The following is a 24,720-nucleotide window of genomic DNA, read 5'->3' on the forward strand; positions in this document are numbered from 1 at the left end:
CCAGCTTCACCGCAACGATGGGCAAGATTTCCTCAGACGACGTGCGCAAGGTGGCCCAGCTGGCTCGCCTGGATCTGCCCGAGGCCAAGATCGCGACCTACACAACCCAGCTGGAGCGCATCCTCGAGTATGTGGCGCACCTGGAGCAGGTGGATACGGAGGGGGTACCTCCCACCACCCGGGCGGTGGAAGTGGTCAATGTGACCCGCGCCGACAAGGTGGAGGAGACTCCCGTACGAGAGGAGTTGCTGGAGCTGGCACCCCAGCGGGAGGGCGACTTTTTCCGGGTTCCTCAGATTCTGGCCAGCTGAGCTGACTGGGGTTGATCTGATCTGATTACCTCAGCCTGCGGAGGAGCGGGGCACCGGCGAGACGGCAGTTCGGTGCAACAGCGAAAGCAGGTGGCGGCGGGAGCGGGCTGTGGGCATCAACGCCGCGATCGGGCGCAGGCGGCTGCGCCGGCGCTTGTGGCTGCGGATGCCGAAGAAGATGTCGTAGAGAAAGTTGATGCCGTCGTGGGGAGTTTCGAAGAACCCCAGACGCTGGGGTGATCCCTTTGCGTCGAGCAGAGGCTTGGTGGCCCTGTAAGCCGGTTGATACTCGAACCAGGGAATCGAGGGCCAGAGGTGATGCACGAGATGATAGTTCTGCCCCATGATCAACCAGTTCATCATCCGACTGGGGTAGACCCTGGCGTTATGCCAGCGGTTGCGCGACTTGAAGGGGCGGTGGGGCAGGTAGTCGAAGAAGAGGCCAAGCGTGACGCCCACCATCAACGCCGGGGCGAACCAACAATTGAAGATGAACGACTGAAAATTGAATTTGAAGGCAGCCAGCACTATCGAGACGAAAATGGCGCGGGCAATGCCCCATTCCAGCAACTCCCACTTGCGCCAGAGACGGTGGCGGAAGAAAAAGACTTCGTGATAGAAGAAGCGCGGTGCAATCAGCCAGAGCGGTCCGAAGGTGGAGACGATGTGGTCGGGATCGCGCTTCGGATCATTGACGTGGGCGTGATGCTGCAGATGCACCCGGGTGAACACCGGGAAGCTGAAGCCCAGCAGCAGCGCAGCCCCGTGGCCCATCACGGCGTTCCAGAAGCGGCTTGGGTGGGCGGCGTTGTGGCAGGCGTCGTGGATGACGGTGCCCTCCAGGTGCAGGGCCAGGAATCCCAGAGCCAGAAGCAGGGGCAGCGGCCACTGGGGCACGAACCAGCCCCAGATGGTGAGCCCCGCCAGAGCGAAGCCTCCGAGGAAGAGCACCACGGTGGGATTCCAGGCCGATGGGGGATCGAGGAATTCCTTCGGCACCGACCGAAGCGTGGCGCCTGAAGGCAAGACTTCGGTGGCAGGTTCGGGCGACAGGGCCAACATTCGGGTCATCGCCGCAGACCACGCCTCTACAAACGGGTTCCCACCTTACGGGCACAAGCCAGGCTGCCGCAGCGGCGCCGGCAGACGCAGGCTGCTCAGACACGACAACCCCACCAGCACCGTTGAGCACCACAGGCAGGCCTGCAGGCCGCCCACCAGAAACAAAGCACCGGAGAGCAGGGTGCCCACCAGCCGGCCAGCGGCATTGGCCATGTAATAGAAGCCCACGTTGAGGCTCACCGATTCGGCGTCGGTGTAGGCCAGCACCATGTAGCTGTGGATCGAGGAATTCATCGCGAACACCACGCCGAAGGCGGCCAGCCCCACCACGATCGCCACCCCCGGCTGGGCCGCCTCCCGCCACAGGGCCACGGCGATCAGGGCCGGGATGGCCGTGAGCACGGCGCTCCAGAACTGCACGGCTGACACCCCCGGCGGAGCGGTCTGACCCCAGCTGCGCCGCAGGGCCGGAGCCGAGGCCTGCACGATCCCGTAGCCGATCACCCAGAGGCCCATGAAGCCGCCGGCCTCCCAGTAGCGCCAACCGAGGGTGGTCTGCAGGAACACGGGCAGGGCCACCACGAACCAGACATCTCTGGCGCCGAACAGGAAGAAGCGGGCCGTTGAGAGCACATTGATGCCCTTCGATTTGGAGAACAGGGCCGTGAAGGCCGGTTTCTCCTTCATGCGGCCGATCTCACCTGGCAGCACGAGGGTGACCAGGAAAGCCAGGAACAGCCCGGCGGCCATTGCCGCAACGGCGGCATTGAAGCCGATCGTGGCGAGCAGCACCCCTCCCAGGAAAAAACCCACTCCCTTGAGGGCGTTCTTGGAGCCGGTGAGGATCGCCACCCACCTGAACAGCTGAGCTTCGCCGCGGTTGGGATCGCCTGGGGTTTCCGGCACCACGGTCTTGATGGCGCTCTTGGCGCTCATCTTGTTGAGGTCCTTGGCGATGCCGCTGATCGCCTGGGCCACCATCACGTAGGCCACGCTCCACCAGCGCGGCCAGCCTTCGGCCACCGGAATCAGCATCAGCAGGGCAGCCACCTGCAGCAACGTGCCCGCCCAGAGCGTGAGCCGCAGCCCGAAACGGGCCCCCAGCCAGCCGCCGTAGAGGTTGGTGAGAATGCCGAAGAATTCGTAGAACAGAAACAGAAAGGCGATCTCCAGGGTGGTGTAACCCAGCTGGTGGAAATGGAACACCACGAGCATGCGCAGCGCCCCATCAGTGAGGGTGAAGGCCCAGTAATTGGCCGTCACGATCGCGTATTGCTGCAGCCCGGTGAGCTGTTTCACGCAGCAGCTTCCAGCGCCGCCACATGGCAGGCCAGATCGGCCATGCGGCAGCTGTATCCCCATTCGTTGTCGTACCAGGCGAACACCTTGAGCTGGGTGCCGCCCGTCACCAGCGTGGAGAGGGCATCGACGATCGAACTGCGGCTGTCGTTGAGGTAATCGACCGACACCAGCGGCCGCTCCTCATAGCCCAGGATTCCCTGCAGCGCTCCGGCTGCAGCGGCGGCAAAGGCGCCGTTCACCTCCTCCGCGCTCACCGCGCGCTCCAGCTCGAACACCGCATCGGTGATCGAGGCATTGAGCAAGGGCACCCGCACGGCGTGGCCGTTGAGTTTGCCCTGCAGCTCCGGGAAGATCAGGCCGATCGCCTTGGCAGATCCAGTGGTGGTGGGGATCAGCGAACTGGTGGCGGAGCGAGCCCGGCGCAGGTCGGATTTGAAGCTGTCGATCACCACCTGGGTATTGGTGATGTTGTGCAGAGTGGTGATCGAGCCGTGGCGGATTCCGAAGCTCTCGTGCACCACCTTCACCACCGGTGCCAGGCAGTTGGTGGTGCAGGAGGCGGCGGTGAGCAATCTGTGGCGGCTGGGTTCGTAGAGCTCGTGGTTGATGCCGAACACCACGTTCAGCGCTTCTTCCCCGGCGATCACCCCCTTCACCGGGCAGGCCACGATCACCCGCTTCAGGCCCAGTTTCGAAAAATAGGGCTCGAGGGTTTCGGGTGTTTTGAATTTGCCGCTGCACTCGAGCACCAGGTCCACGCCGGCATCAAGCCAGGGCACGGCAGTGGGATCCTTGTGGCGGCTGTAACTCACGGTTTGACCCGCCACCCGAAAGCCATCCGCTTCGGCGTCGGCGTCGGCCTGCACCGCCTGGGGCCAGCGGCCGTGCACGGAGTCGAATTCGAGCAGGTGGGCGGCGGCGGTGGCATCACCGGCCGGGTCGTTGACATGCACCAAGGCGATGCCGGGGCGGCCCCAGAGGGCGCGGAACACCAGGCGGCCGATGCGGCCGAAGCCGTTGATGCCGATCTTCATCGTGCCAGGGGAGGAGCTCCCGGCAACTTAGATCAAGTTGGGTTGATGGGATGAGTGTTGTGGGACACCCGCCCTTACGCCCATGCCTCAAGGATGAGACGTGATGGCCCAGATGGTGAGCTGGCCCTTTTCAGGGCCGTAACACCAGAACACCCGGTAGGCGCCGGGTGTGTGGTTTTGGGCGTAGGCCTCAAAAACTTTGTCGTCTGGCCTCAGGGGATTGTTCAGAGAGGTGTATTCGTGGGTGTGCAGACCCGGACGCCTGGGTCCCTGGGTTCTGAGCTTGTTTATGCAGCCCTCAACCTGCTTGAAGAGGCCGAACGGTTTGGTCTTTCTGCCAAGAAGCACAGCTTGCTCTGCCGAGGCCTGAAGGGCTTTGAACTGCGATTCAGCTTCGGGGGTCCATTGGATCTCGAAGTTCATCCGGCATCTGTTTCGCCATCCTGAACCTCTTCGCCAGGGAAAGCCGTCGCTGCCAGCTCGCGCGCGGCATCAAGGTCGGGGCCGGTGGCGAACTCTCCGGCAGCGACCTGTTGCAGGCCGCGCTGCACGGAGGCCAGGGCCTGGGCGTTGCGGTAGAGCCATGCCTCCTCTGCAGGGACATGGACGGTCTCGACGTGCTCGAGAACGAAGCTGGTGCCGCGTTCGACAACCCGATAGGAACGTCCTGCCAACTTGCGGCCCAGGTTGAGCCTCCCGGCCTGGTCAGCCTTGACGATCCGCTCAACAGGGGCCATGGATCTTGCCCAATATGGGGTGTCCCCATTATGGCAACCTGCCCTGGTGGCTGCCAGTCGCCCACGGCCCCACCACCGTCTCCCCGGCGGCTTCCCGTCCCGCGAGCTCCAGGTTCAGATCCAGGAGGTTGCTGAGGATGTTGTCGCTGGCTTTCCAGCCGTAGGCCTTGAGCACCAGGACATCAAGTGCCTGATGGAGCTTGGCGAGCTGGCTGGCGGGTTCGTGGAAGTAGGCGCTATAGAGATCGGTGATGCCGCAGTTCCGCGCCAACATCACCTCATTCCGGTAGTCGTTGAGGGTGGTCATTGCCTGGCGGATCTGATCCACCAGCTCAGGCGCGACGATCTGGGGGAAGGGGAAGGTTTCGAAGATCGAGTCATGGGTGTAGGCGATATCGCCCTTGAGGGTTCCTTTCTGCGCGTGCATCCAGGTGCGGTGAGCGGATGATGTCAACAGGGCCAGGATGTAGAAGTCGTCGCTTGCTACCACCTTGTTCTTGTTTCCACAGAGCCAGTTCGGCTGGCAAGGAAGACAGCCCACTTTGAGACTTAAGGCACCGCGAAGAAACAGCTCAATGACTTCAATGCCTCCCGCATGGCCGGCCGCTTCTCTCCATACCTCCACCAGTTCACCCTCGTCACTTCTCGGCGATTTTCTACGCGCTGAGGTCTCACCAGGTCTTTCACTTGCTGAAAGGTCTCGCGGAAGGTTTCCGCCGCCTCCACCGCATCCGCCCAGCCCCAGGCCTGCAGCAGCCGGTTCACGTAGGTCTGCGCTTCGCTGGCCTCATCGCCCCGGATCGAGGCCACCCAGTCGGCGAAGGATTGCAAGGCCTGGGGTGTGTTCAACGGGGTGGGCGGCAGTACGGCCGATTGTGCTTCGGCCCCTGGAATTCTGCTGGGGTTGCTGGCGTCTGGGAGGGCGCCCCAGGGAAGTCCGGTGCCATGCTGCAGGGAAAGTCTGAATCGTGGAGGCGCAGTCGATTCCGCAACAATTCGCTGCCGCTCCCTCCAACCGAGCGACGGGCACTTACTGCCGCCCATGATTTCTCGCTCCTGGAGCTTGCGCGCGAGCACAACCTTGTGTGGCCTGGGCGCTGTAGCCCAGACCTCCCTCAAGGCTCCTGGGTAGGTTCAGGGCTGGTCTCGCCGCAGCTTTGCAGTACGGCATGAATCACTGCCGGAGCGATCCTGAAGTCACTGTCATGCAGTTGGGACAGCACCGCACGAGCTGACGGGATCAGATCGCGCTGGCGAGACATGCCGATGACTGCGGCCGTTCCTGCAATCGATAGCCCCAGGCCCTGGGCTACCGCCCGCCCTGAGCGCTCGTCGATCAGCAGCAGTGCCGGCCCCGGATGAGCAAGGGCCAAACGAATGCTGGCCGCTTCTCCCTCATCGAGATCCGGCAGGTCAGGCCCGGCTGGGATGGGGCCAGCAATCTGCAGCCAGCCTGCCTCCAGCGCTGCTGTGATGCGCGCTTCTTCTGCGGGGAAGCCTCCGGTGATCACCTCATCGGCGACAACCGCTGGGATGAGGACCTCCCCAAACAGCTCCCTCAGCCAGCCGACCCCGTTCACGCGGGCCAGGCCGATCAGAGGGCTGGCGTCGCTGATGACGACTGCAGCCATTGCTCCAGGGTGTCAAGGTCGGCGTTGGTTTCGGCTTCCGTCAGACGGATCACCGGTATCCCCAGCCGCGAGAGATGGGAGATGAAGGCGGCGATGTCCATCTCTGCGACCCGGGCGGCGCGGGCCAGGGAGAGCTCACCATCGCGGAACAGGGCGGTGGCCAGCGCGGGCCGCACGCCCGGTGCCTGCAGCAGGCCGTTCTGATCGAGGCCCATCAACACCGCATCCGGATGGTCCCTGTTGAGCACGACGACCATGCCCTGCTTCGACTGGCGCAGGGCCTCGGCCGGATTGTTCTTGAGGCCGCTGACGCTGACGGCATGCATGGCCCATCCCTCCAGGGATGATTAGATGGGATGATCCTAAGGGTTATTGTCACGAGTCACACCAGAACCCATAACGAGTGGCTGCCGCCTCCACTGCCGCCGCCCAGCCCCAGGCCTGCAGCAGCCGATTCACGTAGGCCTGCGCTTCGCTGGCCTCATCGCCCCGGATCGAGGCCACCCAGTCGGCGAAGGATTGCAAGGCCTGGGGTGTGTTCAACGGGGTGTGCGGCAGTACGGCCGATTGTGCTTCGGCCCCTGGAAGTCTGCTGGGGTTGCTGGCGCCTGGGAGGGCGCCCCATGGAGGTCCGGTGCCATGCTGCAGGCAAAGTCTGAGTCGTGGCGGCGCAGACCATGAAAGTGACCGTCGATCTCTCGGATCATGAGATGCGGGAAATCCTGGAACTCACCGGCGAACGCAAGAAGGGCCTTGCCATCCGGCGCTTGCTGGAGCAGGCCCTCCAGCATCGACGCCGGGCCCAGATCGCTCAGCGCTTCCTCAGCGGCGAGTGGGGCGTGGAGCTGGAGAGCTACGAAGCCGATCAGGAGCGCGATCGCCAAGCCTCTGGATCGACTTCACCCGTGCCCGCAGTCAGGCTGCGCTGAAGCAGTTCATCGCGCCTTTCGTGCTGGATCCGGGGGCCCACCTGGCCGAACCCGTGCGCTTTGAAGTGCTGCGCTCAGCCCGGACTGAGGAAGCAAGGTTGTTGGAGGCCCAGTTCGCCACCCTGCCCACGCTCCCTACCCCAGCGGATCTATGGCAGCACTCGACTGCCTTGGGCCAGGCCTGCCGCCAGGTCGGCCGCAGGGTGGGCAGCCTCGATCTGCTGGTGGCCGCCGTGGCCCTGCACCACAACGCCGTGCTGGTGAGCTTCGACGCCGACTTCGAGGCCATCGCCTCGGTGAGCGAGCTGCGCCTTCAGCGCCTGAGGCGTCCTGCCTGACCCCAGGACCAACCGCTGATCCGCTGCCGCCAACCAATCAACTAGCGTTGATGAATCAGGCAGGCCCGATCCGATGAGCGTCGCCACCACATCCCTGCAAAGCGACCAGGCCCGAGCGCTGCTCAAGGCCCTCGCCGATCCGTTGCGGTTACAGGTGATCGAGGCCCTCGGCGGCGGCGAGCGTTGCGTCTGTGATCTCACCGCCGATCTCGGCCTGGCCCAGTCGAAGCTCTCCTTTCACCTCAAGGTGCTCAAGCAGGCCGGGCTGCTGGCCGACCGGCAGGAGGGCCGCTGGATCTACTACCGCCTGCGCCCCGAAGCCCTCGACGATCTGCGTGGTTGGCTTGCTGCCTTGAGTGCCGACTGCCGCAACTCCGCCAGCCCCTGCCCGTGAGCGACGCGCCCCCCGAAGAACGCGCCGTGCTGGCCAGGCTGTCGGTGCTCGATCGGTTCCTGCCCCTGTGGATCCTGCTGGCGATGGCGAGCGGACTGCTGCTGGGCCGCTTCTTCCCCGCCATCCAGGGCCTGCTTGATGCCGTGAGGATCGGCAACACCTCCCTGCCGATCGCCCTGGGTCTGCTGTTGATGATGTACCCGGTGCTGGCGAAGGTTCACTACGAGGAGCTGGGCCACACATTGCGGGATCGACGCCTGCTGCGGCTGTCGTTGCTGCTGGTCTGGGGTCTGGGCCCGGCGCTGATGTTCGCCCTGGCCTGGTTGTTCCTGCCCAGCCAACCGGAGTTCCGCACCGGGCTGATCCTGATCGGCCTGGCCCCCTGCATCGCCATGGTGCTGATCTGGATCGATCTGGCCCAGGGCGATCGGGAAGCGGCGGCCCTGCTGGTGGCGATCAACTCGATCGTGCAGGTGCTGGCCTACGCGCTGCTGGGCGGGTTCTATCTGAAGATCCTCCCCGGCTGGCTGGGCCTGGCCACCCAGGATGTGGCCTTCTCCATGGCCGAGATCGCCCGGGCGGTGCTGGTGTTCCTGGGGCTGCCCCTGCTGGCGGGTTACCTCACTCGCCGGATCGGCCTGCGCCTCAAGGGCCCCCGCTGGTACGAGCAGCGCTTCATCCCCACCATCGGCCCCTTCGCCCTCTACGGCCTGCTGTTCACGATCGTGGTGATGTTCGCCCTGCAGGGACAAGCCATCACATCCGATCCGCTCACCGTGGCCAGGGTGGCGGTGCCGTTGGTGCTCTACTTCGCGATCATGTGGGGAACCGCGTTTGTGGTGGGCCGCCGCAGCTGGCTCAGCTACCCGAAGACCGCCACCCTCGCCTTCACCGCCGCCGGCAACAACTTCGAGCTGGCCATCGCCGTGAGCATCAGCGTCTGGGGGGTCAGCTCGCGCCAGGCCCTGGCAGGGGTGATCGGCCCCCTGATCGAGGTGCCCGTGCTGGTGGCGCTGGTGTACGTGTCGCTTTGGCTCAGGCGGCGCCTCCTGGCCAGCCCCAGGACCTGAACAACATCAACACCTTGCAAGTGGCTGACACTCCATCGGATCCAGCCCGGCCATCCTGAAGGCACCCCAGCCTGTTGCCCCGGTGCTGCTTGCTGCCTCCCAGCCGATCTGGTCACTGCCGCTGGAGCAGGTGTATCCAGGCCTGCGCAGCACCCCCGAGGGTCTCAGCCAGCCGGAAGCGGAGCAGCGGCTGGAGCGTTATGGCGCCAACCGGCTGCCGCCGCTGAAACGCCGGCCCCTGGTGCTGCGCTTCCTCGACCAGATGGTCCACTTCATGGCCCTGCTGCTCTGGATCGCCGGGATGCTGGCCTTCGTGGCCGGCACGCCGCAGCTGGGCTGGGCGATCTGGGCGGTGGTGCTGATCAACGGCATCTTCTCGTTCTGGCAGGAGTTCCAGGCGGAGCGCACCCTGGCCGCTCTCACCCGCGCCCTGCCCCGCCAGGTGCAGGTGTGGCGGGATGGAAATCTCGGCTTCCGCTCCGCCGAAGACCTGGTGGCCGGCGACCGGCTGCTGCTGGAGGAGGGCGATCGGGTGCCGGCCGACTGCCGCATCAGGGTGGGCCATGAGCTGCGCGTCGATCTTTCGGTGCTGACCGGTGAATCGGTGCCGGTGGCCCGTCAGGCCATCGACCTGCCCGCCGCTCAGGCCGAGCTGCGTCTGCCCACCGCTGAGAGGCCCAACCTGCTGCTGGCGGGCAGCACGATCGCCTCCGGCCGGGGCGAAGCGATCGTTTATGCCACCGGCTCCGAAACCGAATTCGGCCAGGTGGCCCGCCTCACGGCCGGCACCCACCGCAGCGCCAGCACCCTGGAGCAGCAGGTGGCCCGGATCGTGCACACGATCAGCACGATCGCGATCACGATGGGCCTGCTCGCCTTCGCCCTGAGCCTGGTCTTCGTGGGCATGACGCCCCTGGAGAGCCTGGTCTTCGCGATCGGGATCATCGTGGCCAACGTGCCCGAAGGCCTTCTGCCCACGGTCACCCTGGCGCTGGCCTTGAGCGTGCAGCGCATGGCCCGTCGCAAGGCGCTGGTGCGGCGTCTCTCGGCGGTGGAAACGCTGGGTTCGGTGAGCGTGATCTGCAGCGACAAGACCGGCACCCTCACCTGCAACCGCATGGCGGTGGAGGAAACCTGGCTACCGGTTCCCGGCGAGGACCTGCAGCGGCTGCTGCTGGAGGGGGCCGCCCTCTGCAGCAACGCCCGCCTCGATGCCGGGGGTGCCGTGGGCGATCCCACCGAAACGGCGATGCTGCAGGCAGCGCAGGCCGCCGGCCTCGATCCGGCGGAGCGGCAGCGCCTCCACCCGCGACTGCGCGAGATCCCCTTCGATTCATACCGGCGGCGCATGACGGTGCTGGTGAGTTGGAACGACCAGCCGTTGCCGATCGCCGGCGGGAGCAGCCTGGTGATCACCAAGGGAGCGCCGCTGGAGGTGCTGGAGCGCTGTGAGGCCTGGCTCACGCCCAGCGGCAGCGAACCGCTCGATCAGGTCCGCCGCCGGCGGGTGGTGGCCGCCAACGACGACCTGGCCGCCAGGGGCTACCGGGTGATTGCCGTGGCCCTGAAAGCCGGGGAGGAAGGCCTGCACGCGGCGCCGGGGGACGTTCTGGAATCGGGCCAGACCCTGCTCGGCCTGCTGGGCCTCTACGACCCGCCCCGACCGGAAGTGCCCGACGCCATCCGCCGCTGCCGCGACGCCGGCATCAGGGTGACGATGGTGACCGGTGACTACGGACTGACGGCCCAGGCGATCGCTCTCCAGATCGGCCTGCTGGAGCCGAGCTCCGCCAATCGCCTGGCAACTGATGACCATCACCAGGGTGGCAGTTCAGGCGCCGATCCGGTGCGGGTGATCGAGGGCTCCACCCTGGCCCAGATCAGCGACGTGCATCTGCGGCAGCTGCTCAAGTACCGCCACAGGCTGGTGTTCGCCCGCATGGCTCCGGAGCAGAAGCTGCGGCTGGTGCAGGCCTACCAGGCCCTGGGCGAGGTGGTGGCCGTCACCGGCGATGGCGTCAACGACGCACCGGCCCTGCGTGTCGCCGACGTGGGCCTCGCCATGGGCATCAGCGGCACCGATGTGGCCCGCGAGGCCGCCGACATCGTGCTGCTCGACGACAACTTCGCCACGATCGTGGAGGCCGTGCGGTTTGGCCGCTCGGTGGTGGCCAACATCGGCAAGTTCATCACCTACATCCTGGCCTCGAACGTGCCGGAGGTCGTGCCGTTCCTGGCGATGGTGGTGCTGCGGATCCCGGCGGCCCTGACGGTGCTGCAGATCCTGGCTGTGGATCTCGGCACCGATCTGCTGCCGGCCCTGGGCCTGGGCTCCGAGGCCCCCGAGGCAGGGGTGATGCACCAGCCGCCACGCCCCCGCGACCTGCCCCTGCTCAACCGGCCCCTGATGGTGCGGGCTTACCTGGTGCTGGGGCTGGTGGAGGGTCTGATCTCGATGGCGGGCTATCTGCTGGTGTGGCACAACAACGGCGTCGACCTCGCCGCCCTGCAGCAGCTGGCCCCCGATCTGCTCCACCAGCGCGCCACGCCTGCAGTGCAGGCGATCCAGCACGAAGCCTCCACGGTGGCCTTCTGCCTGATCGTGGCCGGCCAGATGGGGGCGCTGCTGGCCTGCCGCAGCGACCGGCGGCCCTTCTGGGAACTGCTGTCCATTCCCAACCCGCTGCTGTGGCTGGGTTGGTTGAGCGAACCAGTGGTGGCCGGCATCCTGGTGCTGGTGGCCCCCATGGCCGCCGTGTTCGAAATGGCCCGCTTTCCTCTGGGCTACCTCGGCCCGATCGCGCTGGCGCCGGTGGCGGTGCTGCTCGGGGACACCATCCACAAGCTGGTGATCCGTCAGCGAAGCCGAAGTCCACGTCCGTCAAAACTGGCAGCGGCGATTCGCTAGTGGTGATGGCCAGGCGACAGGCTATGCCTTGGATGGATAACCCCCACTACTGCAGCGATTGATGGTGGGCCTGGGTCGTCTCCTGGATGGCCAGGCGACGGATCTCAAGGATCTGACCGATTTCGCGGGCAAAACTCGGCTGACGATCGATCATCTGGTTGACGACCGCTGCCGAGATCTTCATCACCTCCAGATCATTGCTGGCAGAGATGGTCACCACGCTCGGTTCACCGGAGAACAGGCCCATTTCTCCGAAGAACTCGCCATTTCTCAGGGAAAGCAACTCCAGGTCATCGCCATTTTCACTGCGGGTTGACATCAGCGCCTGTCCGGCAACGATGATGTAAAGCTCATTGCCGACTTGCCCTTGCCGGATCACCTTTTCGCCAGCTGCAAAATGCTGCAGGGAGATCCCCGATGAAGCGGTTGTAACGGACTGCTGCTCACGATTGAGCGGGACGTAAGAGGGTATCGCCTCAAGGCTCTCGCTGAACTTCTTGGCGATTCCCTTCTGCTGACTCGTGGGCCCATGAAAGTTGTAGACCGTACGGATGGGAAACGGAATCGTCAGATTGTTGCGTTTCGCCGCATACCACACACGCGTCATGAAGCGCTCGCGGATCTGCTCGATATCGCCATAGTCGCGAATAAAGAATTTCACTTCGTACGACACCGCTGAGTCCTCGTAAGCAAGGGTGAAGACATCCGGCTCCGGATCCAGGAGGATGCCCTTGGTCTCCAGTGCTGTGCTCTTCAACACCTGCCTCGCCAGGTTGGGGGGATCGTTATAGGAAAAACCGATCTGGATCCTTTCAGCGTGAACCGGAGTGGGCTTGGTGAAGTTGCGAATGATCTCGCTGCTGATCAGTTTGTGGGGAATCACCACCATTTCCTGCTCCAGAGTCAGCAACCTCACGGCTCGCCAGTTGATGTCGATCACCTGACCCACCACGCCGCTGACTTCCAGCCAGTCGCCCACCGTGAACGGCCGCTCGAACAGCAGGGCGATCCCCGACATCACACTGCCGAGGGTGTCCTGCAGGGCCAGACCGATGACGATCGAACTCACCCCAAGGGCCGTGACAAGGCCGGCCAGATCCGCCTTCCACACCGTGGCCAGCACGAACGCCGATCCCAGCAGGATCAGAAACAGCCGGGCAAGGTCGATCAGCAGCTTCGGCACCCGTGAGCGCCAGGTGTCGGCTTCGGCCTGCTCGAACAGGATCACATTGAGCAGTGACAGTGATGCATGGATCACGCACACCCAGAACACTGTCTCGACAGTTCTGAACAAACGGGTGCCTGGGTCAACCAGGACCAGGTGCTGCAGGAACAGCAGCAGCACCAGCAGCGGCAGCAGCACATCCCGAACCAGACGGACCGTGCTCGACACGGCCCGGCCTCGGCGCTTCAGGCGATGGATCACCTCGCCCAGCAGGATCGTGACCAGCGGGAAGGCGATGGCCAGGCCGATTCCCCAGATCCACACAGGTGGGGTAGTCGTCATGACCTGGAGGGAACTTCGCTGCTCACGGGCAGGGGGGCATTCAACAGTCGCCAGGCCGTTAGTCCATCCTGGCCATTATTGGCTGCCGTGCTGGCCTCGAACGGGTAGAGATCTTCGAGGCGGTGATGGACGATCTCAGAGACGAGCACACTGCCGGAGGGACAGGCCTGGCTAAGGGAATAAGCCTGCTTGACCGTCTCACCCCAGATGTCATAGACGACCCTGCTCTTGCCGACGATCCCAGCCACGATGTCGCCGGAGTGGATGCCGATCTGGATACCAAGCTCAAAGCCCCGCTCGAGGTTGAAGCGTCGCAGGATGCCGAGCATTTCGATGGCGAAATCGGCAGCCCGTTTGTCGTGATCGAGGTAAGGCACCGAGAGGCCGCACACGGCCAGGTAACTGTCGCCGATGGTTTTCACCTTCTCCAGACCGAATTTGTCGGCCAGATCGTCGAAGGATGCGACCAGATCATTGAGGATCGCCAAAGACTCATAGGCGCTCAGAGATGACACCAGTTTCGAGAATCCCTTCAGGTCGGAAAAGAGCACCGCCACATTGGTGACCTCTTCGGAGATCTGGGTTTCCCCCCTCTGCAGCCGCCGCGCGATCGCCTTGGGGAAAACGCTGAACAACAGGCGCTCGTTTTCCTGATTTTTCTGATCAACAAGTGCCGTCTGGGTCTGAAGGCTCTGAACGACCGCATTGAACGATCGGCCCAGTTCTCCGAATTCATCGTTCGAGTTCAGTTCCGGGATACTTTCCAGTTCGCCGGAAGAGACCTTCCGGGCACTTTCTATCAGCTGCTCGACTGGCTTCACGAACAGATGGGCAAGTGCCATGGCCAGCAGGGTGACCAGCAGAATCAGCAGTGTCACCGTGATCAGAATCTGACGCTGGAACGCATAGATCGGGGCGTAGGCCTCGGCGAGATCCATCTGCGAGAGAATCACCCAGTCGAAGCCTTTGATCTGAAGCGGGGCGTAGGAACTGAGCACGGGAATGCCCCGATAATCGACCACACTCAGGGTTCCCGAGCCGCCGGCGATGGCACGGGTCACCGCCGGGGTGGACACAGGCTGCTGCAGAATCGTGGTGCCGTATTGACTCAGCCGAGCGATGGCATCCTCCTTGAAGCCACGGGACTTCAACTGGGCAAGAAAGCCCTTCGGATCCTGTAGATAAAAGCGCGAGGCCGAGCGCATGAGCTTGTCATTACCCACCAGGATGGTTTCACCCGATTTACCAAGACCATCCTGGAGCCAGTCCTGGTTGCCGGTCATTACGTTGTTGATCTCATCGACAGGCATCTGAAATGCCAGCACGCCCATCAGCTTCGAGCCGTTGTAGATGGGAGCGGCGATGAACGAAGCGGGGGTGCCGTAGGAGGGTGCGTAGGCGGCAAAGTCGACCAGCTGGGTGAAACCCTTTTCCTTGGACGCGATCACCTGCTGCACCAGTCGAGCCAGGTTGCTGTCCTTGTAGGGGCCATTGACGAGGCTGGTGGCGTAATCGGTTTCCTTGAACACGGTGTACACAATTTGTCCCTGTGGATTGATCAGGAACATGTCGTAGTAACCAAACTTTGAAACGATATTGCGAAAGATTGGGTGGTAACGCCGATGCACTTGTGTATAGGCGCTTTCATCTGCGGCGGCTGTCAGCTGCTGCTTCTTGCCAACTGGATTGGGATTAGCAGCTATATAGTTATACTGAAGATATCGCGTGGCCCGATCGCCCACAAGATAAGCCGGCAGATTGGGCGTTCCGGCGTGGTACTTATCCAGCCGAGGCAAAAACTGGGTGCGGTAGTAATCCTCAAGCTTCTTCGTTGACTTTGCGGGTTCTTGTACGTCTTCAAGCTGCCTGTAAGCCGCGTCGAACTCCTGGACGGCCGCTACGATCGAAAGGTCTTCACTCAGCGTCTGGGTATGATTCTGTATATTTCGAAAATAAGCTTCAATCTGATAAGCCTTGGAGGCACGAACACTGGTGAGTTGATTGAAGACGCGACTGGTGAGATTGGCCTGGCCACTCCGATAACCGAGTGCTGCTGTCAAGAGGGTGGAGAAACCGCTCACCAGCAGGAGCATCAGGATCAGCTTTGATTTGATGCTCAAATGATTCACGGAACCCCTGGGGAGCCGCAGCATCCATGCCAAGGGCTTGAGGATCGGGGAAACCATGAATAACACTAAGCCCCCGATTCGGCCATTTTGTATTCAATGCCACCATTTTGCGGGGGAAGATCAGGCTGCCGCTGATCTCAAGATCGAAGCTGGCATCAGCAAAGGGAACGGCAGATCTTCCGAAAGCCAACGAACAGGAAGTTGTGTCGGCCTACAGAGGGTCAGGCCTGAGCTTCTGGGCTTCCCTGGATCATCACAGCCTTCTGCTACTCAGCCGGGAAAGTGCCTGGCCTCGGTCAACAACCCGGACGCCGCAAACACCTCGGCGCGGGAGTGGCGGCCGTGGAGCCTCAATGGCACCGGCGGGAGACTCTCACCTGCAGGCAGAAACGGCCCATCAACCTGAGCGGCACGGGGCAGGGCCCGGGGTGTAGTAGGTGAGATCACTAGCGAGCAGGCAGATGGTGATTGAGTTCCGCTCCACGAAGGCATCTCCTTGCACGATCACTGCAGGTCGCGGCTTGCTGGTGTAGGCGCCACTTCCGGCGGCGCTCCAGATCTCGCCCCATTTCTTTCAGAGCACTGATCCGGCCAGATGAAGACGGCATCCACGAAGGTCTGGTGGTCTGCCCAGTGAGGGCTTGCGTTGACGAGGAGCGCAAGGATCCGGGCCGGTTCCTGGCGTTCATTGACGCTGTTCATTGCCCGCGGCGCGCTGCTTGATCTCGATGAATCACGACCGCTCCTCAATCAAGGCGCTGCAGGTGGGAGCCTTCTGGCGCACCACCTCCTCGGCGATGCGCTCCAGAATCTCCTGCCGCCGCCCGGCCGCCCATGGATGGCGGGCACTCCATTCGCTGTGTTCGCGGATATCCACTCGCCAGGCTCCGGGTTGCTCCTGGGTCACCGGCTGGCCGGCTCATGGATGCGGTGGCTGTAGATCACCGGGGCGGGGAGGAGAGCGATCACTCCAGAACCTTGAAATAGGGCTGGGGCATGGCACGCCACTCTCCAGCGATGCGCCGCAGCAGAAAGGGGAGTTCCACGACTCCGAAGAGACCGAGCAGCAGAAGCCTGTCAGGGTCTGAGCTCCCCTCCGCCACCTCACCGTCGGGCAGGGCCGCGAACTCACCTGGCTGCAGCGAGACCAGCGGCATCTCCATCGCCAGCGCCATCAGCTGGCCCGAGGGTTCAGGACTGGAGGGCGCCCCCAGAAAAAGCAGCTCCTCACTGCCGCCGGAGACGATCAGGGATTGGGCGGCTATGGGGTCCAGGGCCAGCAGGGCGAGGAGCAGCCGGCGTGCGACCGCTTGCGGCGATCCTGGCGGCTCAAGCTGCGGGGGCGAAGTGCTCTCCACATCAGCCCTGCCTTCCAGCCCCCAGCGCAGGTCCACCTTCCAGCCGTCATCCCTGCGGATCAGCCGCACGATCGAGACGTTTCCGCCCAGGAAATGAAGTCGGTAGAGCCCCACCGCGCCGGTCGGCAGCCTTGAGGCTTCCTGCTCCGCCAGGGGCCGACCGCGGAACTCGAAAAGACGGATCGGTTCGATCACAAGGTTTGCGGGATCGTCCTCCAGCCGGCGCAGCAGCTCCTCGTTCCGCTCTGCACCGGCAAGGCGCCGCTCGCCGAGCGGATCTCCTGTGGTGTGGGCGGCGTAGGCAGCACCGTCAGCGCCAAGCACAGCCCTCACGTAGCTGCGAATGCTCTGCTCAGGCAAGGCAGCAGCCAGCTCAGCCCGGGCAGGCAACTGGAGGAGCAGAGCTGCAGCGAGGGCGAGCCAGCGGCGTGATCGGGGCATGGCGAAGCAATAACGGAACATTGGGCCCTCTGCACGAGCGAGTGAAAATCCACGCTGGCTCGCCCAATCTGCGAGGCGCGTTCTTGGCAAAGGCGCTGTCGCGATCTCCTACGTGGCGACGCTGCTGCTGCAACTGGTCGATGAGAACAAGGTGAGCCTCGACGACAAGCTCTCGCGCTGGCTGCCGGACATCCCGAATGCGGATCGGGTCACGTTTGGCCAGCTCGCCCGGATGACATCCGGCTACCGCGACTACGTGATCGGCAATGACGCCTTCGACAACGTTCTGACGGATGGCCACACTGCCTGGATCAGTCCGCCAGGGGAGATGACGACGCCTAAGAATCGCCGTGGAGATATCAGCTTCCGGGCTTGAGAAAGCGCCCCAAAAGACGCACCGCCAGCTGATCCGCCGTCGTGGCCGATGCGACGAGCCTGCGGCCGCCGCCGGCAGACGTGGCTTCAGGGATTCAGCGGCTGGATCCGCTCCTTGCCCTGCATCGAAAAGCGGCTGATGGTGCTGGCGTTGAGATCCAGCTTCATCAGGTCCAGCGATCGGATCTGACTGTTCTCATAGGTGCGGAAGAGAAAGCGCTTGCGGGCCAGGTCGTTGGCGCTGGTCCACAGGGTGTAGTCGGCGAGCACATTGCCGTGCTCATCCTTGTGGCCTTCACGGGCTACCCCCTTGGGGATGTCGAAGTTGTTGAGCACATGGAACGCCTCGAGCACGGCGTCGTCGCCCGTCTTGCCCGGCTCGACGGAGGTGGAAAAGGCCGCCGCCCGCACGAAGCGCGAGGGGGGCGTGAAATCCCCAGGCAGGCCCAGCATGCCGGCGCCCATGCCAAGGGGCTGCAGCTTCACGCCTCCGACCGTGACGGGAGCGGGGTTGGTGAGCGAAAAGTTCACGTAGTTGCGCAGGTTCGTCATGTGCCAATCGAAGGACGGCGAATTCGCCATAACTCCCAGGGGATTGTCATGAACCTGAAGCTTGCCGTCGATGTATTCAATGACGATGCTTTTGCCGCTGGCATCATTGACGATGTAGTGAACGGGAGGGGTGAACCCCCAGGCCGGGAAGATCACATCCGCCACCACCACGTTGCCGATGTTGCGCCGCACCTCCTCCACGCTGGCGAAGCTCTCCAGAAGCCAGGAGCCGAGCTCCCAGGGGGCGAGGGTTCTGCCGGCACTCGCGGCGCTGAACTCCTGGAAGCCGGCGCTGCCGGGGAAGTAGAAGGTGCCCACCGCCAGGCCCTTTTCGTTGAGACCATCGAAGATGAAGGGCAGTTTCTCCCCGTTGGCACCGAGCGAGGCATAGCGGGATGTCCAGCGCATTCCCGCTTTGCCGCCGGGTGCGGTGCCGGTGCGCGCGAAGCCCCGGGGCACCATGATCACTTCGGATTTGATGTCTGTCGCAAACTCCAGGGTGCGCGCGAAGACCACATCGCCGTTGCGGGCGATCAGCCGGATCCCCGTGCAGGCCTCGGCTGCCTGGGCAGTGAGCAGGGCGGCGACGGCCAGGGCGCTAGCGAACAGGGTGCTCAGGGTGTGCTTCATCGGGGGCGTCGATGCGGGGCAGGTGATGCCTTCAGGCATTGTGGGCGCAAGGCTGGCTCCCTGCTGGGCTCAGCGGAATCACCTGGTGGGACACCACACCTAGGGCCCCTGCCAGAGAAAAGTATTGAAGGGTCTCCCGCCCAGTTTGCTGCGATGCCCCAGGGTGTTCTGGGTGGAGAGACTGACCACGGCGCCGAGGCGGTCGGCCACATTGAGGCAGTGCTGGAACTGCTGGGCGGTGTAGCACTGCACATCGAGCTGATTACAGCCGGCCCTGGGAACCAGGCGGGCCTGGAAAGGTTGGATGCTGCAGAAGATCGGTTTGGTGTACAGCTGCCGCAGCAGATAGAAATCCGCCAAGGTGTAATTGGCGAAGAAGTGATCGTCCACCTGGATCCCATCGCCGTGGCGGGCCTCATGCACCAGGTCTTCGATGCGCAGCGCGCGGTACTGCGGAGACTGCACCCACACCACGGGCAGGAGCCCCTGGCGGCGGGCCGCCTCTGCCGCCTCCTGTTGCATCGCGTCGGACACCTTGCGGACGTCCAGAAACACCATCCGGTAGTTGCTGGCGCGGATCTGGGCCATGGTCGTGTCCAGCGACCGCTGGGAGGCGTAGTACCAGATCTGGGGCTGCGACAGCCAGGTGCCGTTGGGGGCCGCCTGCACCGCCGCCGCGCCGAGGGCCAGGGCGGCCGCCAGCAGACGGCTTGCCACGCCGCCCGGATCTTTCACGCGCCGCGGAAGCATCGGCCGCACTCCTGAAGCATCGGATCGGGTTCGCCCGAGCTTGACGGCCCTAATCTGCGCCACGCAGGGGCCCTGTGACTTACCGCTCGCCACCGCCCCGTGCCTGCCTCCCTGCCCAGCCAGACCTGCGTTCTCGTGGTGGGAGCGGGCCTTGCACTGGGACCGGGCCACGGTGATCCACCCGCTCTCGCTGGAGATCTTCGAGGCGCTGGGGCTGGTGGAGCGGTTTCTCGAGGCCGGCTGCCGGCAGCGGCGGATCCTGATCCACGCCGACGGCCAACGGCTGGGGGAACTGGATCTGGCCGTCTGCGGCAGCCGCTACGGCTTGAACATCGGGCTCTCAGAAGAGGTGACAGAAGCGATCCTCACGGACCATCTCGAGAGCGCGGGGGGCACCGTGCAGCGCGCCTGCCGGCTGGTGGCTCTGCAGCCCAGCGGCGAGGGGGTGACCGCCACGGTGAGCTGCGGCGAGCAGGAGCAGTCCGTGCAGGCCCGCTGGGTGGTGGGCTGCGACGGCCTGCGCAGCACCACCCGCGAACTGAGCGGCATCAGTTTCGAGGGCCATGCCATCGCCCGCCCCTGGGCCGTGTTCGATGCGGCGGTGGAGGGCTGGGCCGACAGCCATGAGCTGAACGCGGCCTACCTCGACGCCTCGCCCCTGATCCTCACGGCACTGCCCGAGCAGCGCTGGCGTGTGTACCTGCGGCCCGCCGATGAGCAGGGCGATCTGGTGGCAGAGGCCTCCGACGTGCTGCGGCGCTACCTGCCGGCGGCCCGCTTCAGCGCCGTGGAGAACCCCAGCCGCTTCCACTGCCACAGCCGGGTGGCCAGCGCCTTCCAGGCCGGACCGGTGTTCGTGGCCGGCGATGCCGCCCACGTGTGCTCTCCCGCCGAGGGTCACGGCATGAACTGCGGGCTGCAGGATGCGGCCAACCTGGCCTGGAAGCTGGCGCTGGTGCACCACGGCGCCGCCGTTCCCGCCCTGCTGGACAGCTACGAACAGGAGCGGCGTCCGGTGGCGCAGCAGATCTGCCGCTCCGGCGACGCCACCGAGCAGGCCCACGCCCTGCAGGAGAGCGGAGAGCGTGCCGCCCGCGACCGGGCGATCGCCGCCATGCTGGCCAATCCGGTGGCCCGCCAACAGGAGGTGGTGGCGGAAACCGAGATGAACGTGAGTTACGCCGGCTCGGCGATCAGCGGCGGTAAGGGCGTCAAGGGTGGCCACCCCCTCGCTGCCGGGCAGCGGCTGCCCACCACGATCGCCCTGCCGCCCGGGGCCGGCGCGGCGCTGCTGCACCAGCTCACCCACCGGCGCGGCCACACGCTGCTGCTGCTGGCTGGTCCGCAGGCACCGCCGGAGGCACTCGCCACCCTGCAGGCAGAGCTGGAGGCCGACAGGGCCACCGGCACGGTTCCGCCGGCGCTGGTGGAGGCCGTGGTGTCGCTGCAACTGGAGGAGGCGCCCAGCCTGGGCCTTGGATCCCTCACCTTGCTGGCCGTGCGGCCGGACGGCTTCATCGGCCTGCGGGCCGACGCCGACCACCGCAGCGCGGTGCGGCGGTATGCCGGGCTCATTGGTAGTGGGTCCACATCCGCAACACCTTGACCACCTTCTCCTGCTCCAGCACTTGGTAAACAAGCCGGTGCTGGATGTTGATGCGCCGCGAGCATGCGCCGCGCAGATCACCCACCAACGCCTCGAAGGGAGGCGGCTGGCGGTAGGGATCCTCGGCCAGGAGATTAAGGAGCTGCTGGGCGCTGGTTTTGAGGGCAGGGGAGGCAGACGCCAACTTGCGGGCGTCTTTCTGGGCCTGTCGGGTGAACAGAACCGACCAACTCACCAACCCGGTTGGCTGCTCAGTTCCGTTGAGGGCGTGGCCATCCCATCCAGGATCGATTCGCGCATTCCAGGAATCGAGACAAGGTGCAGGGTTTCCTGGATGGCCCGCCAGTCTTCTTCCGAGAGGAGCACGGCGTTGCCGCGCTTGCCGGTGATCTGGATCGGCTCATGGGATTGCCCCACCTCGTCGATGAGGGCGTACAGCCGCTTGCGGGCCTCGGTGGCGGAAAGGCTGCTCACTGACCCTCCAGAAGGCGTACGCCAAAGCGTACTTCTCTCGGTTCTCGTCCGGGCTGGTTTCGTTGTGGCATCAGCAGGGGGAGAAGATGGCCTCAACGTCAGGGCCAGGCCCAAGGCAGCCCAACACCCGAGAGACCCGTGACGACAACAGTGCCCGCAGCAGTTCCCGCAGCAGTTCTGACAACAACCTTCGCTGAGTTTGCCCAACGGGCCAACTATTCGCTGCTGGATTCACTGCATGCGGATCCTCAGGCGAGCGGCGATGGCCACGATCACCGGCCCCGCCAGGTGTTCTCCGGTCATTACGTGCCGGTGACGCCAACCCCGCTTCCAGCGCCGGAGTATGTGGCGCACAGCAGAACCCTGTTCCACGAACTGGGCCTGAGCGATGAGCTGGCCCACGACGACCAGTTCATCCGGCTGTTTTCCGGCGACATCAGCGTGGCGCGGGAGCCGATGCGACCGTTCGGCTGGGCAACCGGTTATGCCCTCTCGATCTACGGCACCGAATACATCCAGCAGTGTCCGTTCGGAACCGGCAACGGCTATGGAGATGGCCGGGCCATTTCCGTGTTCGAAGGCGTATTCAAGGGCAGGCGCTGGGAGATGCAACTCAAAGGCGGTGGCCCGACGCCCTACTGCCGCGGGGCCGATGGACGGGCGGTTCTCCGCTCCAGCGTGCGCGAGTTTCTGGCGCAGGAGTTCATGCACGCCCTGGGGGTTCCTACCTCACGCTCGCTGACGCTGTATGTGTCCAGGTCTGAAACCGTGCGCAGGCCCTGGTACTCGCCGAACTCCACGTCATTCGATCCCGACATCCTGGTGGACAACCCTGCGGCGATCACCACCCGCGTGGCGCCGTCGTTTCTGCGGGTGGGCCAGCTGGAGCTGTTCGCCCGTCGCGCCCGCAGCGAGGCCCATCCGGGTGCTCTGAACGAGCTGCGGATGATCGTTCAGCACCTGATCGAGCGGAACTACCGGCCGGAGATTGATCCGAGTCTGGATTTCAGCGACCAGGTGGTTGAGCTGGCGGAATTGTTTCGCGGGCGGCTCACCGCACTGGTGGCGAACTGGATGCGGGTTGGCTACTGCCAGGGCAATTTCAACAGCGACAACTGCGCCGCCGGTGGCTACACCCTCGACTACGGACCCTTCGGCTTCTGCGAACTGTTCGACCCCAGATTTCAGCCCTGGACCGGCGGCGGCGAGCATTTCTGCTTCTTCAACCAACCAGTTGCGGCTGAAGCCAATTACCAGATGTTCTGGTCCGCCATCAGGCCATTGCTCGATGGCAACACAGAGGCAGTGGCGCGGCTGGATCAGATCCGCGACGGCTTCAGCGAAGCGATGAACCAGGAGATCGAGGCGATGTGGGCCAGCAAGCTCGGCCTGATCACCTACGACGCCGCGCTGGTGAACGAGCTATTTGAGCTGATGGTGAGCTCCAAGGCGGACTACACGATCTTCTTCCGCCGGCTGTCTGAGATTCCAGAGCAACTCTCCACCTTGAAAGAGAGCTTCTACCTGCCCAGCTCAGAGCAGCTCGATGCGCAATGGACTCAGTGGCTGCAACGCTGGCGGGATCGCATCACGGCAGCCGGCGACACCAACGCGACATCCGAGGCGATGAAACGCGTCAACCCCAAAGTCACCTGGCGCGAGTGGCTGATCGCGCCCGCTTATCAACAGGCTGAGCAAGGTGAATTCGGAGCGATCCAGGAGCTGCAGGACGTGTTCAGCCATCCCTACGACGAGCCAGCAGCTGAGCTGGCGGCGACATACGACCGCCTGAAGCCCCGGGAATTCTTCAACGCCGGTGGCGTGTCCCACTACAGCTGTTCGTCGTGAGCGGTTTGGGCCGATACTGAGCAGATCTCTCTGGCCCCACGAGCCTCGCCCTCGCCCAGCCACAGCTCGACGCCATCGCCGACGCCTGCCGGCAACACCAGGTGCTGCGCATGCATCTGTTTTGCTCGGCCGTGCGGGACGACTTTGAGCCCAGCCGCAGCGACCTGGATCTGTTAGTGGAGTTCCAGCCGATCGAACCCGGAGCCCTGGTGCGCGCTTACTTCGGCCTGGAGCAACAACTTGCCTCGATCACATGCAAGTCGGTGGATCTGGTGATGGCCGATGCCGTGCACAATCCCTATGTGCGCCGCACGATCGAAGCGTCGAAGCAGCTGATTGATGAAGCGTGATCCACGGGCCTTTCTCAGCGATGTGGTCGAGGCATGCCAAGCCATCTCGATGGCCGTCGATGGCATCAGCCTCGATGACTACGGCGAGATGAAGACCTGTTTGCTCAGATTGATCAGGCACCACAGATCATCAGTTTTCGAAACAAGCTCACCCACGAGTATGTAACCATCAACGATCAGCTCGTCTGGGGCGTGATCCAGAGCAACCTGCCGGTTCTTTTGGAGCAGTGCACCCATCTGCTCAGTGATCTCAATGAAGCCCAAAGGCCCGCTTCGGGAAGTTAGCCGAAGCCCAGATTTGGCTGGAAGGTCATCTCGACAAGCTCTCCTCCATAGAGGGAGTGGTGGCTTCTCGTAGGTTGGTGAGGGCCTCCTCGATGGGCTGCCCCTCCGTTCTTGTGCCCGTTTCAGGGTTGGAGGCCAGATACCTTTCTTCCTCCGCTGGTGTGGGTGCAGCGGTGAGTTTCATCGGCACAGGTGCAGAGATCTCAGTTTGACGGGCTCTAGCCGTTGCCGCCCCTCTCACACCGACACCGCCAGCTCCAGATAGAACGCCCACGGAACGCCATGTGCAGCCGCCAGCGAATCGCCATCGGCCGTTCGCCTTCGTGGCTCACATAATCGGTAAAGCCCAGGTATACGAACGGCAGCGTGACGCCGCCGCGCCGGTTCTCAACTGCTGGGCAGAAGCCCTCGGCTACGCGGCCGGAGAAGGGGCGGGCCTCGTTCAATGAGCCGAACGCCGCGAATACCTCGGCGCGGGAGTAGCGGCCGTGGAGCTTCAAGGGCAGCGGCGGGGCTGGATCGCCTGCGGGCAGAAGCGGCCAGGCGAGCGGCGCCACCAGGTGGTCGGTGCGGATGAGGGGGCGGCCGACAGCTGCTCCACAGCTGAACACGCGTCAGCACAACCGCTCCGGGTGATCCAGATGCACCTGCCCTGGCCAACCCATTGTGAGCGAACCGTGTTACTGCAAACCACCAGAA

The 24,720-nt window shown here is 64.2% G+C and carries 32 protein-coding genes; 11 read left to right on the forward strand and 21 right to left on the reverse strand.

Annotation, left to right across the window (positions count from 1 at the left end; translation table 11 throughout):
* Positions 1 to 17 precede the first annotated feature (17 nt).
* A complete protein-coding gene (gatC, locus tag CJZ82_RS07680) occupies positions 18 to 311 on the forward strand; it encodes an Asp-tRNA(Asn)/Glu-tRNA(Gln) amidotransferase subunit GatC (protein ID WP_094555218.1) in 294 nt (97 codons plus the stop codon).
* 30 nt (positions 312 to 341) lie between these two features.
* Here the strand turns inward: gatC and crtR are convergent, their stop codons facing one another.
* The 10 genes from crtR to CJZ82_RS18305 form a co-directional block, all read right to left on the reverse strand.
* Entirely contained in the window at positions 342 to 1,382 is a 1,041-nt protein-coding gene (gene crtR / locus CJZ82_RS07685; RefSeq protein ID WP_369820031.1) for a beta-carotene hydroxylase, read from the reverse strand.
* Positions 1,383 to 1,418: 36 nt separating this feature from the next.
* Entirely contained in the window at positions 1,419 to 2,672 is a 1,254-nt protein-coding gene (gene arsJ, locus CJZ82_RS07690) for an organoarsenical effux MFS transporter ArsJ (protein ID WP_233130107.1), read from the reverse strand.
* Positions 2,669 to 3,709, reverse strand: coding sequence for an ArsJ-associated glyceraldehyde-3-phosphate dehydrogenase (locus tag CJZ82_RS07695; protein ID WP_094555221.1), 1,041 nt, complete (start codon positions 3,707 to 3,709; stop codon positions 2,669 to 2,671). Before CJZ82_RS07695 ends, arsJ begins: the two co-directional genes overlap by 4 nt.
* Positions 3,710 to 3,796: 87 nt before the next feature.
* Complete coding sequence (locus CJZ82_RS07700) at positions 3,797 to 4,132, reverse strand: hypothetical protein (protein WP_094555222.1); 336 nt, start codon at positions 4,130 to 4,132, stop codon at positions 3,797 to 3,799.
* A complete protein-coding gene (locus CJZ82_RS07705; protein ID WP_094555223.1) occupies positions 4,129 to 4,446 on the reverse strand; it encodes a hypothetical protein in 318 nt (105 codons plus the stop codon). Before CJZ82_RS07705 ends, CJZ82_RS07700 begins: the two co-directional genes overlap by 4 nt.
* A 28-nt stretch (positions 4,447 to 4,474) precedes the next feature.
* Positions 4,475 to 5,071 (reverse strand): type IIL restriction-modification enzyme MmeI, encoded by a 597-nt coding sequence (locus CJZ82_RS07710; protein ID WP_369820032.1) that lies wholly within the window; start codon positions 5,069 to 5,071, stop codon positions 4,475 to 4,477.
* Positions 4,996 to 5,295, reverse strand: coding sequence for a hypothetical protein (locus CJZ82_RS07715; RefSeq protein ID WP_094555225.1), 300 nt, complete (start codon positions 5,293 to 5,295; stop codon positions 4,996 to 4,998). Before CJZ82_RS07715 ends, CJZ82_RS07710 begins: the two co-directional genes overlap by 76 nt.
* A gap of 266 nt (positions 5,296 to 5,561) precedes the next feature.
* A complete protein-coding gene (locus CJZ82_RS07720) occupies positions 5,562 to 6,077 on the reverse strand; it encodes a DUF3368 domain-containing protein (RefSeq protein WP_094555226.1) in 516 nt (171 codons plus the stop codon).
* Positions 6,041 to 6,403 carry a UPF0175 family protein gene (locus CJZ82_RS07725; protein ID WP_094555227.1) on the reverse strand — a complete coding sequence of 121 codons (363 nt, stop codon included), beginning with the start codon at positions 6,401 to 6,403 and terminating at the stop codon, positions 6,041 to 6,043. Before CJZ82_RS07725 ends, CJZ82_RS07720 begins: the two co-directional genes overlap by 37 nt.
* Before the next feature lie 49 nt (positions 6,404 to 6,452).
* Complete coding sequence (locus tag CJZ82_RS18305) at positions 6,453 to 6,620, reverse strand: hypothetical protein (protein ID WP_158218506.1); 168 nt, start codon at positions 6,618 to 6,620, stop codon at positions 6,453 to 6,455.
* A 134-nt stretch (positions 6,621 to 6,754) separates the two neighbouring features.
* On the opposite strand from CJZ82_RS18305, the gene CJZ82_RS07730 reads away from it, so the two are divergent.
* The 5 genes from CJZ82_RS07730 (at position 6,755) to CJZ82_RS07750 (ending at position 11,716) form a co-directional block, all read left to right on the forward strand.
* Positions 6,755 to 7,006, forward strand: a complete 252-nt coding sequence (locus CJZ82_RS07730; protein ID WP_094555228.1) for a hypothetical protein — start codon at positions 6,755 to 6,757, stop codon at positions 7,004 to 7,006.
* Positions 7,007 to 7,026: 20 nt separating this feature from the next.
* Positions 7,027 to 7,344 (forward strand): PIN domain-containing protein, encoded by a 318-nt coding sequence (locus CJZ82_RS07735; RefSeq protein WP_233130109.1) that lies wholly within the window; start codon positions 7,027 to 7,029, stop codon positions 7,342 to 7,344.
* A gap of 73 nt (positions 7,345 to 7,417) precedes the next feature.
* Complete coding sequence (locus tag CJZ82_RS07740; protein WP_094555360.1) at positions 7,418 to 7,738, forward strand: helix-turn-helix transcriptional regulator; 321 nt, start codon at positions 7,418 to 7,420, stop codon at positions 7,736 to 7,738.
* Positions 7,735 to 8,808, forward strand: coding sequence for an ACR3 family arsenite efflux transporter (gene arsB / locus CJZ82_RS07745; protein ID WP_304442158.1), 1,074 nt, complete (start codon positions 7,735 to 7,737; stop codon positions 8,806 to 8,808). Before CJZ82_RS07740 ends, arsB begins: the two co-directional genes overlap by 4 nt.
* 82 nt (positions 8,809 to 8,890) lie before the next feature.
* A complete protein-coding gene (locus CJZ82_RS07750; protein ID WP_094555230.1) occupies positions 8,891 to 11,716 on the forward strand; it encodes a cation-transporting P-type ATPase in 2,826 nt (941 codons plus the stop codon).
* 46 nt (positions 11,717 to 11,762) lie between these two features.
* Here the strand turns inward: CJZ82_RS07750 and CJZ82_RS07755 are convergent, their stop codons facing one another.
* The 5 genes from CJZ82_RS07755 to CJZ82_RS07770 all read right to left on the reverse strand — a co-directional run bounded on the left by CJZ82_RS07755 (position 11,763) and on the right by CJZ82_RS07770 (position 17,151).
* Entirely contained in the window at positions 11,763 to 13,223 is a 1,461-nt protein-coding gene (locus CJZ82_RS07755) for a mechanosensitive ion channel family protein (RefSeq protein ID WP_094555231.1), read from the reverse strand.
* Positions 13,220 to 15,409, reverse strand: coding sequence for an adenylate/guanylate cyclase domain-containing protein (locus CJZ82_RS07760; protein WP_233130110.1), 2,190 nt, complete (start codon positions 15,407 to 15,409; stop codon positions 13,220 to 13,222). The genes CJZ82_RS07755 and CJZ82_RS07760 overlap by 4 nt, the downstream gene beginning before the upstream one ends.
* A 340-nt stretch (positions 15,410 to 15,749) precedes the next feature.
* Positions 15,750 to 15,911, reverse strand: a complete 162-nt coding sequence (locus CJZ82_RS07765; RefSeq protein WP_094555232.1) for a type II toxin-antitoxin system PemK/MazF family toxin — start codon at positions 15,909 to 15,911, stop codon at positions 15,750 to 15,752.
* A gap of 174 nt (positions 15,912 to 16,085) precedes the next feature.
* On the reverse strand, positions 16,086 to 16,259 hold the full coding sequence (locus CJZ82_RS18310; RefSeq protein ID WP_158218507.1) for a hypothetical protein: 174 nt from the start codon (positions 16,257 to 16,259) through the stop codon (positions 16,086 to 16,088).
* A gap of 58 nt (positions 16,260 to 16,317) precedes the next feature.
* Positions 16,318 to 17,151, reverse strand: a complete 834-nt coding sequence (locus tag CJZ82_RS07770; protein ID WP_143593570.1) for a hypothetical protein — start codon at positions 17,149 to 17,151, stop codon at positions 16,318 to 16,320.
* Positions 17,152 to 17,263: 112 nt separating this feature from the next.
* On the opposite strand from CJZ82_RS07770, the gene CJZ82_RS18875 reads away from it, so the two are divergent.
* On the forward strand, positions 17,264 to 17,527 hold the full coding sequence (locus CJZ82_RS18875) for a serine hydrolase domain-containing protein (RefSeq protein ID WP_233130112.1): 264 nt from the start codon (positions 17,264 to 17,266) through the stop codon (positions 17,525 to 17,527).
* Positions 17,528 to 17,613: 86 nt separating this feature from the next.
* On the opposite strand, the gene CJZ82_RS07780 is transcribed toward CJZ82_RS18875, so the two are convergent.
* Both CJZ82_RS07780 and CJZ82_RS07785 read right to left on the reverse strand, forming a co-directional pair.
* On the reverse strand, positions 17,614 to 18,708 hold the full coding sequence (locus CJZ82_RS07780; protein WP_094555363.1) for a linear amide C-N hydrolase: 1,095 nt from the start codon (positions 18,706 to 18,708) through the stop codon (positions 17,614 to 17,616).
* A gap of 99 nt (positions 18,709 to 18,807) precedes the next feature.
* Entirely contained in the window at positions 18,808 to 19,458 is a 651-nt protein-coding gene (locus CJZ82_RS07785) for a hypothetical protein (RefSeq protein ID WP_094555234.1), read from the reverse strand.
* 151 nt (positions 19,459 to 19,609) lie between these two features.
* On the opposite strand from CJZ82_RS07785, the gene CJZ82_RS07790 reads away from it, so the two are divergent.
* The gene (locus tag CJZ82_RS07790) at positions 19,610 to 21,064 is read left to right on the forward strand and encodes an FAD-dependent monooxygenase (RefSeq protein WP_233130113.1); all 1,455 of its coding nucleotides are present in this window, start codon (positions 19,610 to 19,612) and stop codon (positions 21,062 to 21,064) included.
* Here the strand turns inward: CJZ82_RS07790 and CJZ82_RS07795 are convergent.
* Together CJZ82_RS07795 and CJZ82_RS07800 are read right to left on the reverse strand one after the other, a co-directional pair.
* On the reverse strand, positions 21,030 to 21,299 hold the full coding sequence (locus CJZ82_RS07795) for a Txe/YoeB family addiction module toxin (protein ID WP_094555236.1): 270 nt from the start codon (positions 21,297 to 21,299) through the stop codon (positions 21,030 to 21,032). The genes CJZ82_RS07790 and CJZ82_RS07795 overlap by 35 nt on opposite strands.
* The gene (locus CJZ82_RS07800) at positions 21,296 to 21,538 is read right to left on the reverse strand and encodes a type II toxin-antitoxin system Phd/YefM family antitoxin (protein WP_094555237.1); all 243 of its coding nucleotides are present in this window, start codon (positions 21,536 to 21,538) and stop codon (positions 21,296 to 21,298) included. The genes CJZ82_RS07795 and CJZ82_RS07800 overlap by 4 nt, the downstream gene beginning before the upstream one ends.
* Before the next feature lie 138 nt (positions 21,539 to 21,676).
* Here CJZ82_RS07800 and CJZ82_RS07805 point away from each other — a divergent pair, with 138 nt between their 5' ends.
* From CJZ82_RS07805 to CJZ82_RS19555, 3 genes are all read left to right on the forward strand, one after another.
* On the forward strand, positions 21,677 to 23,386 hold the full coding sequence (locus tag CJZ82_RS07805) for a YdiU family protein (RefSeq protein ID WP_233130114.1): 1,710 nt from the start codon (positions 21,677 to 21,679) through the stop codon (positions 23,384 to 23,386).
* Positions 23,387 to 23,460: 74 nt separating this feature from the next.
* Positions 23,461 to 23,736: a nucleotidyltransferase family protein gene (locus CJZ82_RS07810; RefSeq protein WP_255380806.1), complete on the forward strand. Its 276-nt coding sequence runs from the start codon at positions 23,461 to 23,463 to the stop codon at positions 23,734 to 23,736.
* A gap of 168 nt (positions 23,737 to 23,904) precedes the next feature.
* The gene (locus tag CJZ82_RS19555) at positions 23,905 to 24,021 is read left to right on the forward strand and encodes a hypothetical protein (protein ID WP_369820037.1); all 117 of its coding nucleotides are present in this window, start codon (positions 23,905 to 23,907) and stop codon (positions 24,019 to 24,021) included.
* A 25-nt stretch (positions 24,022 to 24,046) separates the two neighbouring features.
* On the opposite strand, the gene CJZ82_RS17740 is transcribed toward CJZ82_RS19555, so the two are convergent.
* Positions 24,047 to 24,205, reverse strand: a complete 159-nt coding sequence (locus tag CJZ82_RS17740; protein WP_143593571.1) for a type II toxin-antitoxin system HicB family antitoxin — start codon at positions 24,203 to 24,205, stop codon at positions 24,047 to 24,049.
* 34 nt (positions 24,206 to 24,239) lie between these two features.
* On the reverse strand, positions 24,240 to 24,632 hold the full coding sequence (locus tag CJZ82_RS07820; RefSeq protein WP_094555240.1) for a hypothetical protein: 393 nt from the start codon (positions 24,630 to 24,632) through the stop codon (positions 24,240 to 24,242).
* Positions 24,633 to 24,720: the final 88 nt, after the last annotated feature.

This window comes from Synechococcus sp. 1G10, from assembly GCF_002252625.1.
Classification (GTDB): domain Bacteria; phylum Cyanobacteriota; class Cyanobacteriia; order PCC-6307; family Cyanobiaceae; genus Regnicoccus_A.